Here is a 14357-nt window from a genome sequence, read left to right as displayed (position 1 = left end):
TGGAAATTAAGCGCCTGCCAGTAATATGGTGAAAAAGCATTATATGTCAATGAAAGCCCCTCGACTTTATTGCTCAGCAAGGGGCTTTTCGGATGTTTCAGGTTGTTGGAAATGTGCAAGTAACTCATCAGCTACTTTCTTTGGCATCCCCGCTTCTTTTAATTGTTCAGGTGTTGCTTCGCGAATGGCTTTCACGGTTTTAAAGTGTTTCAGTAATTGCTGTTTACGTTTCGGTCCAACACCTTCAATTCCATCCAGTGAAGAAGTTAGTGAAGATGCTCCCCGCCGCTGTCTATGGAACGTAATAGCAAATCGATGGACTTCATCTTGAACACGTTGCAATAAATAAAATGCTTCACTAGTTTTCTTTAACGGGACAATTTCTGGCGGATGACCGTACAGCAACTGTGCTGTATTATGTTTATCATCTTTTGCCAACCCAGCTATCGGAATCGAGAGGCCTAGTTCATCCTCTAACACTTCCCGAGCAATCTCCATCTGTCCTTTTCCACCATCAATAACAATTAAATCAGGTAAAGGCAATTGATCTTTTAATACACGTGTATAACGTCTTCTAACGACTTCACGCATTGCACCATAGTCATCATGTGCTGCTGCCGTTTTAGTTTTATACTTCCGGTAATCTTTGCGATTAGGTCTTCCATCTACAAAGGATATCATCGCGGATACCGGTTCCACGCCATGTGTATGGGAGTTATCAAACGCTTCAATGCGAAGAGGCGTACTGATATTCATAGCTTCCCCAAGTTCTTCACATGCACCAATAGTACGTTCTTCTTGGCGCTCAATTATTTGGAATTTAGCGTTCAATGCAATGGACGCATTTTTAGCAGCCAGTTTAACAAGATCTTTTTTCTTTCCACGTTGTGGTAGTAACACATTCGTATCGAGCAATTGATCTGCTAACGCAAAATCAACGGTTTCTGGAAGAAGTACTTCTTTTGGCAATAAATGGTGAGCTTCTCCATAGAAACGGCCCAGATACGTTAGTAATTCTTCTTCAGGATCCTGATAAGCTGGGAAAATGGATACATCCCGCTCTATCATTTTACCTTGTCTGACAAAAAACACTTGCACGCACATCCAGCCTTTGTCAACTGCATAGCCAAAAATATCACGATCTGTAAAATCATTCGCATTCATATTCTGCTTTTCCATAACGGTTTCAATATTGGTAATTTGATCACGATATTCTTTCGCTCGTTCAAAATCTAATTCTTCCGCTGCTTCGTTCATTTTTTGTTGAAGTTCCTTTTTTACTTCCTTATAACCGCCATTTAGGAATCGCGTAATGTCTGCAATCATTTCGGTATATGCTTCGGCAGGCACTTCTTTAATACAAGGCGCCAGACATTGACCGATATGATAGTACAAACACGCCCGCGTAGGGATACTTTGACATTTACGGTATGGATATAAGCGATCCAGTAACTTTTTCGTTTCATGTGCGGCCGTAGCATTAGGGTACGGTCCGAAGTATTTACCAGATTTTTTATTGACTTTGCGTGTAATGATCAACTTTGGATGACGTTCATTGGTAATTTTCAAGTAAGGATATGTTTTGTCATCTTTAAGCATAATATTGTATTTCGGATCGTATTTCTTAATCATGTTTAATTCTAAAATCAATGCTTCAATTTCAGAATTGGTCACTATATATTCAAAGTCTTCTATTTCTCCGACCAATCGCTGTGTTTTGCCATCATGGGAACCCGTAAAATAGCTACGAACACGGTTTTTTAACACTTTTGCTTTCCCGACATAAATGACAGTACCTTGACGATCCTTCATTAAATAGCAACCCGGCAATTCGGGGAGAATTGAAAGTTTATGTTCAATGATTTCATTCATTATTTTCACCTACTAAAAGACCGGGCTGCTCTTGCGGCCCGGTCTCTTCTATTTACGCATGTTTTTCTACTAGTTGTGCAAGTGCTTCTTTTGGTTGGAAACCTACTACCTTTTCAGCTACTTCTCCATCTTTAAAGAGAAGTAATGTAGGGATCGACATGATACCGAACTGGCTAGCAGTTGCTTGGTTATCATCCACGTTTACTTTTACGATGTTCGCTTTACCTTCAAGTTCACCTGAAAGTTCTTCAAGGACTGGAGCGATCATTTTACATGGTCCACACCAAGGTGCCCAAAAGTCCACTAGTACTACGCCTTCTTTTACGTTTTCAGCAAAGTTTGAATCAGTCGCATTAATAATTGCCATTCTTATTTCCTCCTTAGTCTTTAACTATATTCGTATTGTATCATGGAGGTAAAGAAGGAGCTAAAAAAATGCCTGTATCAATTAATTAGCTGACTTTGATCTTTTGAATTTCTTCAATCATGATCGGAATGATCTCGAAGATGTCACCTACGATACCGTAATCTGCAATTTTAAAGATGTTCGCTTCGGGATCTTTGTTGATTGCCACAATGACTTTCGAGTTGGACATACCTGCTACGTGCTGGATCGCTCCAGAAATTCCAGCTGCGATATATAAGTCGGGCGTAACAACTTTACCCGTTTGTCCAATCTGTAGTGAATAGTCACAGTAGTCTGCGTCACATGCTCCACGTGAAGCACCGACTGCACCGCCTAGAAGATCAGCCAATTCTTTTAAAGGTTTAAACCCTTCAGGTCCTTTGACTCCACGGCCACCCGCTACGATTACTTTTGCTTCAGACAAATCTACGCCTTCTGTTGATTTACGTACTACGTCTTTGATAACAGAACGAAGATTCGCAATTTCTACAGTTTTCGCTGTTACGTCACCTGAGCGGCTGGCATCATGTGCTAACGGCTCAATATTGTTCGGACGGATTGTGATAAATTGTAAACCTTCTTTAATTTCCACTTTTTCAAATGCTTTACCAGAGTAGATGGGACGGATGAATTCTGCATCGTCGCCTTCTCCTTCAATCTTTGTCACATCTGAAATTAATCCAGTACCAAGCTTACTTGCAATTTTGGGTGATAAGTCTTTCCCCATAGCTGTGTGTCCAAATACGACACCGTCGGGAGATTCGTCACCGTAGACTGCTAGGAACGCTTGCCCAAAGCCGTCTGGTGTGTAATGCTTCAAGTGTGGGTGCTCAACCGTTACTACACGATCCGCCCCATAATGAATCATTTCTTCGCCAAGTGACTGAACTTGATCCCCTATTAGAACTGCAACAACTTCTCCGCCGCCTGAAATATTCTTTGCTGCTGCAATTGTTTCAAATGATACGTTACGTAGTTCTCCATCACGTGCTTCACCTAAAACTAACATTTTCTTTGACATAATGTAGTCCCTCCTAAGTACAGTTCTCTATATGAATTAAATTACTTTCGCTTCGTTACGCAATAATTTTATAAGTTCAGCCGCTTGATCTGCTGGCTCTCCTTCAAGTACGCGCCCTGCTGCTTTTGCAGGTGGTAAGAAGACTTCCTTTGTTTCCGTCTTTGCTTCTACGTCATCTTCGTCTAGGTCTAGATCATCGAACTCTAGGTCTTCAAGAGGTTTCTTCTTGGCTTTCATGATCCCAGGCAAAGAAGGATAACGTGGTTCGTTCAGACCTTGTTGTGCTGTGACAAGAAGTGGCAGGGAAGTTTCAATAGTTTCCGAATCCCCCTCTACGTCTCGTACAACGGTTGCGTTCGTTCCGTCTATCGTTAATTCAGTAATTGTCGTGACATAGTTAATGCCTAGCAATTCTGCTACACGTGGTCCTACTTGACCTGAGCCACCATCAATTGCTACGTTACCAGCTAGAATCAGATCAGCATTTTTATCCTTTAGGTAATCTGCAATGACTTTTGCAGAAGTATATTCGTCGATATCATCTATGTCATCTTCAATATTGATCAGGACTGCTTTATCTGCACCCATCGCCAATGCTGTACGTAATTGTTTCTCGGAATCTTCGTCTCCGATTGATAATACAGTTACTTCCCCACCGTGTTCGTCACGTAGTTTAATAGCTTCTTCTACTGCGTACTCATCGTATGGGTTGATGATGAATTCTGCGCCATCTTCAGCAATGGCACCGTTTGAAATTGAAATTTTTTCTTCCGTATCAAATGTTCTTTTTACTAATGCATAAATGTTCATTAATAGAACCTCCTATTCGATAATTACTTCCCGTTAAATGTAGGTTGACGTTTTTCAATAAATGCTTGAATACCTTCTTTTGCATCTTCAGAGACGAAAACTTCTCCAAATGATTTCGCTTCTTCTTCTACACCTTCATAGAATGACTGATCTTTTGAGTACGAAAGCATACGCAAAGCATGCTTCACTGCAATCGGGCTCTTTTGAGAAATCTTCTTCGCTAGTTTCAAAGTTCCAGCTGAAAGTTCTTCGTCTGAATATGCATGATTTGCAAGTCCCCACTGTACTGCGTCTTCACCTGAGATTGGATCGCTAGTTAACATTATTTCTGCTGCCTTCGCTACACCAACTAGGCGCGGTAAACGTTGCGTACCTGCAAATCCAGGAATGAGACCTAGTTGCAATTCAGGCAAGCCTAGTTTCGCACTCTTCGTAACCAAACGGATGTGGCAAGCCATGGCAAGCTCTAAACCACCGCCAAGTGCTGCTCCATGAATGGAAGCGATTACAGGTTTAGGGAAATTCTCTAAACGCTCGAAAACTTCTTGTCCTTTACTAGAAAGCTTCGAGAACGCTGCCCCTGTGTCAACTGTTGTGAATTCTTTAATGTCGGCACCCGCTGAGAAGAATCGACCTTCACCGTATAGAACCACAACGCGAACATCGTCGTCGTGCTCTACGCTAGTTAACAGCTGATCTACTTCTTCAATCAATTTCGAAGACAGTGCGTTCGCCGGTGGATGGTCAATTTTCGCTAATGCGACATGTCCGTCTTTCTCTAAGTTAATCAATGTCATCTACTATCTCTCCTTTAATGCAATACTTACTGTAGTTTGTAGCCATGCAATAGCATGTTACTAACTTTAGGTGCTAATCTAATTAAATTAAACTTCTGTTCGTTCATCACCCAAGAGGTAATGGTCTCGTCCATCGTGCCAAATAACATCTGCCTTGCTAGTCTAAGGTCAAGATTAGGAGACAACTCTCCTTTCTCTACCCCTTCTTCGAGCAAAGTATCCAACAAAACCATATATTCTTTTAACACATTATTGATTTGGAATCGCAGATCTTTATTTGACTGTCTGAGCTCCAATTGTGTGACGATCGCTAAGTGAGGATCTTCTTGTAGTACGGTAAAATGATTTTCTACAACCAATTGCAATTTTTCTGCTATAGGAAGATCTTTTTTTAGTATTTCTTTAATGTTCTCTACGAATATTTCCATTTTTTCTCTGAATACAGATATGAGGATGTCTTCTTTATTTTTAAAGTATAAATAAATCGTTCCATCCGCAACTCCAGCTTCCTTAGCAATTTTCGAGACTTGCGCTTGGTGGTACCCATTCTCCGCAATAACAATTACTGCAGCATCTACAATTTGTTTATATTTAGGTTTTGTTCGCTTCATTAATGTTTCACCACCAAAAAGAAAATATGAATGATGATTCATTCATATTTTCATGTTAATATTCTTTTAGGTTATAGTCAAGCATTTTGTTACGAACTTTTTAATGAATTTTGAACTTCCGTTAATTTCTTTCGCTCTTCCTCTACTAATGTTCTACGCAAAATTTTACCTACTGCTGTTTTAGGTAAATCTTCACGGAAATCATAATGCTTCGGCACTTTAAATGCAGCAAGTTGCTTTCTGCAATACGTATCTAATTCTTTTTCCGTTATGGAATATCCTTCTTTTAAAACAATATACGCTTTAACTGTTTCACCACGATATGGATCTGGTACACCCGCCACGATACATTCTAGAATTGCTGGATGTTCATACAGGACTTCTTCAATCTCACGTGGATAGACATTGAATCCACTTGCGATAATCATATCTTTTTTACGATCGACTACATAGAAGTATCCGTCCTCATCCATATACCCTAGATCTCCTGTCAAAAACCATCCATTGCGGAATGATTCCTTTGTGTCGTCAGGTCTATTCCAATAACCTGTCATGACTTGAGGACCTTTTATCGCAATCTCCCCAATTTCTCCTACTGGTAACGGTTCTGATGAGCCTGGTCCAAGCACACATCCATCCGTATCAGGCCACGGAACACCGATAGAGCCACGCTTTTCTAGTCCATCCCACACAAAGTTTGCCATAGCAACTGGAGATGTCTCTGTTAAGCCATACCCTTCTACAAGTTTCCCACCGGTTACCGCTTCAAATTTTTCTTTCACTTCAATGGGTAATGCGGCAGATCCACTGATACAAGCTTTAATAGAAGACAGATCGTATTTCTCCAAATCAGGATGATTTAACAGGCCAATATAGATTGTGGGTGCACCTGGGAATAGAGTAGGTTTTTGTTTATCAATATCTTTCAATGCAGTCTTGAAATCAAATTTAGGTATCAACACCATTTTATGACCTTTCATTACGGCGAATACTAAGACCGTTGTCATTCCATAGACATGGAAGAAAGGTAGAATTCCCATGATTGTTTCTTCGCCATCCGTCGTTTGGTATAACCACGCACTACACATTTCAGTATTGCTGATTAAATTGGAATGCGTCAGTTCTACGCCTTTTGGCGGTCCTGTCGTTCCTCCAGTATACTGCAATAATGCAATATCACCTTTCTCATAAGCTATATGGATCGGATCGGGTTTTGTTGATTTCATTATTTCAGTATATACATGATGAATGCCACGGTGTTCCACTTTTACAGCCAACTTATGTTCTTTCTTCTGAATGAAAGGATAGACTAGGTTTTTGGGGAATGGAAGATAATCTTTAATTCCCGTAATGATAATATTTTCAAGCGCAGTCCCATTCATTGCTTTCGTGACCCGAGGGAACAAGATATCAAGCGAAATAATCGCTTTTGCACCCGAATCAGAAAGTTGATAGTGCAATTCGCGCTCTGTATACAATGGATTAGTCTGGACTACTATTGCACCTGCATAGAGAATTCCAAAGTATGCGATGGCGCTTTGCGGACAGTTCGGAAGCATGATGGCTACACGATCACCTTTTACGACTCCTAATTTTTGCAAGTAGCTAGCAAATTTTAGAGCAGACTCGTGAAATTCTTTGAACGTGATGTCTTTCCCCATAAAATGAATGGCTGTGTTATTTGAATATTTTTTGCTAGACCTTGTAAGATAGTCTTGCAATGGAATATTTTCGTATTCTAAAGAAGTCGGAATTTCTTTTGGATATGCAGCAAGCCAAGGTTTATTTGTCATCTTTACAACTCCTTTACGTTAATGTAATTGTTAGAACATTCCTTATTCATTAGTATATCGATAAACTAATTAGTTTACAAGATAAATATGAAAGCGCTTTATTCCCTTGCATACGTACCTCTTAGTTTATGTGAGAGTAATTACTTTTATTCATTTTTAGAAATAGAAAGGCTGAACATGGGATATAGGTGGGGATTTCCGCATCAGAGGGGAAGCGAGAGATGGGTAAGCATCCGCCAGCTGAAACTTCCATTCTCTCTCACTTACTACTTACCTATTTTCTGTTTACAATTGCTCTCCACCATTTCAAATATTAAAAAACACCAAGACCGAGGTCAAGGTGTGTTGTTAAAGAGCCAGTATACTCCGACGAGGACGAAGAGTACACAGACTACTAATAGTATCTTAATTAATCTTTCCATAATATGCGGTCTCCTATGAAATACTGGCGCCGATGACGAATGACAGACCTACCGAAATGCAGAGCGAGATGAAGCCGACGGAGCGATTGTCCGCTTGAATCTCTTCATCCACCTTAAACTTCGGCGTCAAGAACTCGAACAGCAAATAGGCAAAAACGAGAAGCACGAAACCGAATAAGCCCCAGCCCATCATTTGTGGCAGGCTATTATGCTGCTCGATAGAATAGCGGAAAATATTAGCGACACCAAATATTTTTCCGCCTGTCGCCATCGCCACTGACAAATTCCCTTTGCGGATCTCTTCCCAGTTTTTATATTTTGTTACGATTTCAAATAGCACCATTGATACGATCAAGCACAGTGTAACGACACTGAAATACCCGGCCGTTTCAACTAATGGATGACTCCAAAATCCCGTATGATTCATCACGCTACACCTTCTTTATGTTCTCTTGCTTGTCATACGGTCCAAGCAGTTGAAAGGTTTCATTTATTTTAATTCTACTACGGTAACGCCACTTCCGCCTTCGCCTGCTTCACCAAAGCGATAGGATTTCACGCGTGAATGTTTTTTCAAATATTGTTGAACACCTTGTCGAAGTGCTCCCGTTCCTTTACCGTGAATAATGTTCACTTGATGGTAGTTGGATAATAACGCATCATCAATGTACTTCTCCGTTCGGGCAAGAGCATCTTCATATCGTTCACCACGTAAATCGAGCTCCATTTTAACATGTTCGGAACGCCCTCTTACTGCTGAAACTGTGACATGTTTCTTTTCTTTTTCAGGCTTTGTATATTGCAATTCGGATTCAGGTAATTTCATCTTCAAAATACCAATTTGAACGATCCATTCTTTGTCTGATACTTTTTCGACAAGAGTTCCTTTTTGTCCGTATGCGAGTACTTTCACTTCGTCCCCTTGTTGTAATGGACGAGGTCCTGCTTGAGCTTTAATGGTTTTCTTTTTCTTCTCTTCAGGTGCAGCGCCTTCCAAACGTTTTCGGGCATCGATTAACTCATGCTCCTTAACGCTGGCTCCCGCATTCATTCGTAGAGCACGCAAGTCTGAAATAACCGCTTCGGATTCTGTTTTGGCTTGATCCACGATTTTTTTCGCTTTCTCTTTGGCTGCTTCCGTTAAACGGTCTTTTTGCTCTTCAAATTCCTGTAATTTATCGTGTAATTCTTTTTTTAGTTTCTCTGTTTCGAGAAGTACATCATGAGTACGCTCTGCATCTTTTTCAGATTGTACACGGCTCGTTTCAAGAGAAGCAATCATGGAATCTACTTCCCCTCGATTTTCTCCGGTGAAACCCTTTGCACGGTCTATTATGTGACTTTGCAAACCTAAACGTTGTGATATTTCAAATGCATTACTTCGTCCTGGCACTCCGATCAACAAACGATAGGTAGGACTCAATGTATCAATATCGAATTCAACACTTGCATTGGCTATACCAGGTCGGTTAAAACCATATGCTTTTAGTTCCGGGTAGTGAGTAGTTGCCATCACACGTGCGCCAGTACCGTGCACTTCATCCAAAATGGATATAGCAAGCGCAGCACCTTCTTGAGGATCTGTCCCGGAACCTAATTCATCGAATAATAATAGAGAACGTTCATCGAACTTCTTCAATATATTAACAATGTTGACCATATGAGATGAAAATGTACTCAAGCTCTGTTCGATCGATTGCTCATCGCCGATATCTGCATAAATTGAATCAAAGACCGCAATTTCAGAGCCATCGAGTACCGGAATTGGCAAACCTGATTGTGCCATCAAAGTACAAAGACCAACTGTTTTTAGCGTAACAGTCTTACCGCCTGTATTTGGACCCGTGATAACAATTGTTGTAATATCGTCGCCAAATTCAATCGTATTTGCTACCGCTTCATTAATCGGTAGAAGTGGATGACGCGCTTTAGCAAGGCGCATATAACCATTTGCATTCACAGCTGGTTTCGTACATTTATTCGCAGTACCGTATTTAGCTTTTGCTAAAATGACATCAACTTCTGCCAATAACTGCACTAAGGTGAATAGTTCATGGGCGATTTCCTGAACACTGGCAGATAAGGCAAGCAAAATCTTTTCAATTTCTTCCTGCTCTTTAACTTTCAGTTCACGAATCTCGTTATTCGCCTGCACGACTGCATCTGGCTCAATAAACAGCGTTTGGCCAGATGATGACATATCGTGAATTACACCGCCATAGTGAGAGCGATATTCTGCTTTAACGGGAATACAATAACGATCATTTCGCATTGTGACGATTGCGTCAGACAACATTTTCGATGCGTTTTTCCCTCTCGTATAACTTTCAAGACGTTCACGCACACGACTTTCTTGGATACGTAAACTTTGGCGAATCGAACGTAACGCGGATGAAGCACTGTCCATTACTCGACCATTATCATCGATTGCTGCATTGACTTCATGTTCAATTGCTGTTAGGATCGGCATCGCTTCCTTACGTGCCATTAAATGAGGAATAGTAATCTCGCCTTCAGCCGTAACCGCTTCTAAAAACTGACGAAGAATTCTGCTAGCACGGATGGTATCGGCAATTTCCACTAGTTCCATTGCGCTTAACATGCCGCCAATTTGCGCTCGTTTAGCGTGGGATCTAATATCGTGGATTCCACCCATCGGTACATTCCCGCGGATTCGTAAAAGTGCCAATCCTTCGTCTGTTTCCTCAAGTAACCGATTGACATCTTCAAGACTTTTTGAAGGTACTAACCGCTCTATATGTGCTCGGCCCGCAATGGACGTACATTGTGCCGATACTTGTTGAATGATTTTATCAAATTCAAGTGTTTTTAAGACACGCTTTTCCAATGTCTTACACTTCCTTTCATCTACGGATCACTTTCTCAATAAATGTTTCAAGGCTCCACGTGTTGACTACCTGTTCAGCAGCTAGCCAAGCTTTTTGTGCGTATTCTACGCCAATCGGCATAATATCAAGTTGTTCTATCGCATGCGCATCTGTATTAATTGCAATATTGACACCAGCTTCTATTGCTTGAATTACGTGTTCTGTACGCAAATCCAAACGATATGGGCTTGCGTTCACTTCCAATATTTTACCGTATTCACTTGCCCATTTGATGAGCTGCTCGATATCCGGATTATACCCTTCACGTTGACCAATAATACGGCCTGTCGGGTGGGCAATCATGTGTACGTGCGGATTTTTACACGCGGCATGCAAACGCTCCATTATTTGTTCTTGTGGTTGATTGAAACTAGAGTGAATGGACGCAATGACAAAGTCCAATTGCTCTAGAATCTCATCTTCAAAGTCTAATTTCCCATCCGGCAGAATATCCATCTCGGTTCCGCAGAATACTTCAATGTCATCATACTTCTTGTTCACTGCACGAATTTCTTCTATTTGCTCCAATAAACGCTCAGGTGTTAAACCATTTGCTACTTTTAAATAATGCGAATGATCAGTGATGACCAAATGTGAATAACCTTTTGCACGACAGGCTTCTACCATCTCCTCTATGGAATGACCGCCATCTGACCAAGTGGTGTGCATATGCAAATCAGAACGAATCAATTCAGGTGTGACAAGTTTAGAGATTTCTTCTGCTCGATCAAGCTCCGTTCCGTCTTTACGAATACTTGGTGGAATGAATGGCAAATCAAAATGGGCAAAGAACTCCTTTTCACTAGAAAATGTCTGCACATGTCCTGTTTCATCTTCTACACCGTACTCACTAATTTTTTGTTTACGATTTTTAGCCAACTGACGCATCCGTATATTATGCGCAGCAGAGCCAGTAAAGTGATGAAGTGCTGTCGCGAATTGGTCTTCCGTGACAAAACGAAAATCTGCATCGATTGGGTTTTCTGTATCAAGTGAAATCGACAGTTTAGCATCGCCCGCTGCAATCACTTTTTCGATCGGTAACGCAGCCAAGATTTTTTCACGAACGATTTGCGGTTCGTCCGTTACGAGAATCCAGTCCACATCTGAACTTTCTTCTTCGCGCCTGCGATAACTCCCTGCTACTTGATACTTTTGAATCTCATGGATCAACTCTAATTCAGCCTCAACGATGTCAACGACTTTTGTCACTTGCCAAATCGGTGTCTTACCTGAACGATTTGCAAGTATTTCAATTTCACGCAATAAGTTTTCTTCTGTCTTTTTACCGAATCCCGGAACTTTGCTTACCTCTTGTCTTTCGCAAGCTGCTTGAAGCGATTCAATCGAATCTATACTTAACGCTTCACGTAGTTTGGCTATTTTCTTTCCGCCGAGTCCAGGGATATTCAAAAGAGGGATCAAACCTTTCGGAACTTTCTCTTCAAGCTCCGTCAATACATCAGAAGTCCCTTTTTCCATTAAATCAATAATAACCGCACCGGTACCTTTACCGATTCCCTTCAATGACAGAATATCATCCATCTCAGCGAGACTTCTTGTGTCCAATTCTAGAGTCGAAGCGGCTTTCCTAAATGCAGCTACCTTAAAATGATTTTCTCCAAGTAGCTCCATATATAATGCAATCTTTTCAAACGTACGGATTATCGTCTTTTTATTCAAGTCAGTACCCTCCCCACTCTGTTAAAAAAGCTTCCACGCGTTCGGGAAGCTTTTAGTTCATATGTACAGTACATTATTTACAAGCGTTAGCCTATATAAACGAACCACCAATTCTTTATTGCCGAGGAAATAAGTGGCGTATGTTCGAACATCGCTTTTGCCAGCAATGAATGACCTAATGAGTTTTGAATGATTTCAACAGGAAGCATCGCAAGTAAAGATAATACGAAAAAGATGATGACATAGAATTCAATAAAGCCTAGTCCAGCGCCAATCAGACGTGCGCCAAAACCAAGGATCGGAATATGCTTGATAAAGTCTAGCATGGAACCAACTAATTGCAAAACTAGCTTCATTCCGACAAAAATCAAAATAAATGCGATCAACCGGTAAAATGTCATATCCATATCCAAGTTTTCGAACGTCCAGCTCAGTGAATCTACTGCAGTCGCCCCTGGATATGGTATCCATAATATTAATTTTTCTGCAAATGGCTTGTAGAACTTATACGCCACGATTACCGATACAATCAATCCTAACATATGGATAAGCTGTACGATGAATCCGCGTCTAAAGCCTGCAATCAGGCCGCCTACAAGCAGTAAAATAATGAGTAAATCTATCATGTTTTGCCCCTCAACCCTTCATATTTTTCACTTCTTGTTCTAATTCTTTTACTCTGTCTTGTAGTTTCAGAAATTCATGGACACTATTTACCGCTGTTAGAACAGCAATTCTCTTGCTGTCGAGGTGTCGATTATGCTTATTGATTTCGCGCATTTTTTCATCAACGAGCGAGGCTACATAACGCACATGTGCAGATGGTTCCGTACCAACAACCGTATATGTTTGTCCGTAGATATCAACTGTCACTCTTGCTCTTTTTTTGTCCGCCATTTTTACGCCCTCCCTCTTAAAACCCTTTTATAATCATACCATGAAAATCAATAACTTGTGAATCAATTATGCCTCATATTGACACGAGGTTCGGATTTCAGACATTATTTTTCATTAGAAATTCTAGTTTCAGGTATACTGAGTACTAGATCATTTCAAGGAGTGGGTAAATAAGTGAGTAATCAGGTCATTGTTCTATCTGAAAAAGAAATACCAGAAGTAGTTCGCTTCTATGAAACAAATAAAGTCATCCGTAATGCGCCAGGTGTCGTTTTCGCAGCCAAAATTGCTGATACATCTATCACCGTCTATCGGTCAGGTAAAGTATTGTTTCAAGGTGCAGGTGCTGATAGAGAAGCTGCACGTTGGGGGACTATAGGAACTGTAACGAAAGTGACACCTTCTGGAGCAAAAGGAGATACGTTACCTGCAAATTTCGCATCGGCATCCGTACTTGGCTCTGATGAGACAGGTACTGGAGATTTCTTCGGTCCTATCACTGTAGCTGCTTGTTTTGTTAGTAGTGACCAGATTGAATTGGTGAAAGAGCTAGGAGTAAAAGATTCCAAACAACTTACAGATGCGTATATGCAGCAAATTGCTGAGGATTTGAAACAAGTTGTTACCTACTCGGTGTTGACACTTGATAACGTCAAATACAATGAAATCCAAAGTAGAGGATGGTCGCAAGGTAAGATCAAGGCTATTCTTCATAACCAAGCACTTCAGGAAGTACTCAACCAGATGCTTCCTGTTTTACCGGAACATATTCTCATTGACCAGTTTGCGGAGCGACGTGTCTACTATAATTATTTAAAGGACGAATCTAGTATCATTCAAGACAAAGTACTTTTTTCAACAAAAGCTGAAAACCTCCACGTATCGGTAGCGACAGCCTCCATACTCGCACGGGTTGCATTCCTTGAAGCTATGGATCAATTAAGCAGTCAAGCTGGTGTAACATTGCCTAAAGGTGCTGGCCCCAAAGTTGATCAAATAGCTTGTCAGATCATCCGTAAAAAGGGAGAGCCATTTCTACACACTATCACGAAAGTACATTTCGCCAATACACAAAAAGCATTGAAACTCGCTTATAAAAAATAATAGGACTACAGTAAAATGAAGCAGGCTACCCGTCAGAAAACTGATAGGTAGCC

13 protein-coding genes are annotated in these 14357 nt (G+C 40.8%); 1 reads left to right on the top strand and 12 read right to left on the bottom strand.

What is annotated here, in order from left to right:
* Nucleotides 1-66: 66 nt before the first annotated feature.
* From uvrC to zapA, 12 genes are all read right to left on the bottom strand, one after another.
* Nucleotides 67-1872, bottom strand: coding sequence for an excinuclease ABC subunit UvrC (uvrC, locus tag CSV74_RS04220; protein ID WP_029052961.1), 1806 nt, complete (start codon nt 1870-1872; stop codon nt 67-69).
* A 52-nt stretch (nt 1873-1924) separates the two neighbouring features.
* Nucleotides 1925-2239 carry a thioredoxin gene (gene trxA, locus CSV74_RS04215; protein ID WP_029052960.1) on the bottom strand — a complete coding sequence of 105 codons (315 nt, stop codon included), beginning with the start codon at nt 2237-2239 and terminating at the stop codon, nt 1925-1927.
* Between the two features lie 85 nt (nt 2240-2324).
* Nucleotides 2325-3299, bottom strand: coding sequence for an electron transfer flavoprotein subunit alpha/FixB family protein (locus CSV74_RS04210; protein ID WP_029052959.1), 975 nt, complete (start codon nt 3297-3299; stop codon nt 2325-2327).
* Nucleotides 3300-3335: 36 nt separating this feature from the next.
* Nucleotides 3336-4109 carry an electron transfer flavoprotein subunit beta/FixA family protein gene (locus CSV74_RS04205; RefSeq protein WP_029052958.1) on the bottom strand — a complete coding sequence of 258 codons (774 nt, stop codon included), beginning with the start codon at nt 4107-4109 and terminating at the stop codon, nt 3336-3338.
* A gap of 23 nt (nt 4110-4132) precedes the next feature.
* Nucleotides 4133-4906: an enoyl-CoA hydratase gene (locus CSV74_RS04200; RefSeq protein WP_099690688.1), complete on the bottom strand. Its 774-nt coding sequence runs from the start codon at nt 4904-4906 to the stop codon at nt 4133-4135.
* A 26-nt stretch (nt 4907-4932) separates the two neighbouring features.
* A complete protein-coding gene (locus tag CSV74_RS04195) occupies nt 4933-5517 on the bottom strand; it encodes a fatty acid metabolism transcriptional regulator FadR (RefSeq protein WP_099690687.1) in 585 nt (194 codons plus the stop codon).
* An 89-nt stretch (nt 5518-5606) separates the two neighbouring features.
* The gene (locus tag CSV74_RS04190; RefSeq protein ID WP_099690686.1) at nt 5607-7310 is read right to left on the bottom strand and encodes an AMP-binding protein; all 1704 of its coding nucleotides are present in this window, start codon (nt 7308-7310) and stop codon (nt 5607-5609) included.
* 435 nt (nt 7311-7745) lie between these two features.
* Entirely contained in the window at nt 7746-8159 is a 414-nt protein-coding gene (locus CSV74_RS04185; protein ID WP_029052954.1) for a DUF350 domain-containing protein, read from the bottom strand.
* 63 nt (nt 8160-8222) lie between these two features.
* Nucleotides 8223-10580, bottom strand: a complete 2358-nt coding sequence (locus tag CSV74_RS04180) for an endonuclease MutS2 (protein ID WP_099690685.1) — start codon at nt 10578-10580, stop codon at nt 8223-8225.
* Between the two features lie 16 nt (nt 10581-10596).
* Nucleotides 10597-12303: a DNA polymerase/3'-5' exonuclease PolX gene (gene polX, locus CSV74_RS04175; RefSeq protein WP_099690684.1), complete on the bottom strand. Its 1707-nt coding sequence runs from the start codon at nt 12301-12303 to the stop codon at nt 10597-10599.
* 86 nt (nt 12304-12389) lie between these two features.
* Nucleotides 12390-12929 carry a CvpA family protein gene (locus CSV74_RS04170; RefSeq protein ID WP_099690683.1) on the bottom strand — a complete coding sequence of 180 codons (540 nt, stop codon included), beginning with the start codon at nt 12927-12929 and terminating at the stop codon, nt 12390-12392.
* 10 nt (nt 12930-12939) lie between these two features.
* Nucleotides 12940-13200, bottom strand: coding sequence for a cell division protein ZapA (zapA, locus tag CSV74_RS04165; RefSeq protein ID WP_029052950.1), 261 nt, complete (start codon nt 13198-13200; stop codon nt 12940-12942).
* 174 nt (nt 13201-13374) lie between these two features.
* On the opposite strand from zapA, the gene rnhC reads away from it, so the two are divergent.
* Nucleotides 13375-14304 carry a ribonuclease HIII gene (gene rnhC / locus CSV74_RS04160; protein WP_099690682.1) on the top strand — a complete coding sequence of 310 codons (930 nt, stop codon included), beginning with the start codon at nt 13375-13377 and terminating at the stop codon, nt 14302-14304.
* The last annotated feature ends 53 nt before the right edge of the window (nt 14305-14357 follow it).

It is taken from the genome of Sporosarcina sp. P19, assembly GCF_002743165.1.
GTDB lineage: Bacteria > Bacillota > Bacilli > Bacillales_A > Planococcaceae > Sporosarcina > Sporosarcina ureae.
Note: the sequence above shows the minus strand (reverse complement) of the source record. Positions and strands in the feature narration are given on the sequence as shown.

Coding starts and splice junctions, on each gene's coding strand:
- uvrC (WP_029052961.1), bottom strand. CDS start 1,872: ATGAATGAAATCATTGAACATAAACTTTCAATTCTCCCCGAATTGCCG.
- trxA (WP_029052960.1), bottom strand. CDS start 2,239: ATGGCAATTATTAATGCGACTGATTCAAACTTTGCTGAAAACGTAAAA.
- CSV74_RS04210 (WP_029052959.1), bottom strand. CDS start 3,299: ATGTCAAAGAAAATGTTAGTTTTAGGTGAAGCACGTGATGGAGAACTA.
- CSV74_RS04205 (WP_029052958.1), bottom strand. CDS start 4,109: ATGAACATTTATGCATTAGTAAAAAGAACATTTGATACGGAAGAAAAA.
- CSV74_RS04200 (WP_099690688.1), bottom strand. CDS start 4,906: ATGACATTGATTAACTTAGAGAAAGACGGACATGTCGCATTAGCGAAA.
- CSV74_RS04195 (WP_099690687.1), bottom strand. CDS start 5,517: ATGAAGCGAACAAAACCTAAATATAAACAAATTGTAGATGCTGCAGTA.
- CSV74_RS04190 (WP_099690686.1), bottom strand. CDS start 7,310: ATGACAAATAAACCTTGGCTTGCTGCATATCCAAAAGAAATTCCGACT.
- CSV74_RS04185 (WP_029052954.1), bottom strand. CDS start 8,159: ATGAATCATACGGGATTTTGGAGTCATCCATTAGTTGAAACGGCCGGG.
- CSV74_RS04170 (WP_099690683.1), bottom strand. CDS start 12,929: ATGATAGATTTACTCATTATTTTACTGCTTGTAGGCGGCCTGATTGCA.
- zapA (WP_029052950.1), bottom strand. CDS start 13,200: ATGGCGGACAAAAAAAGAGCAAGAGTGACAGTTGATATCTACGGACAA.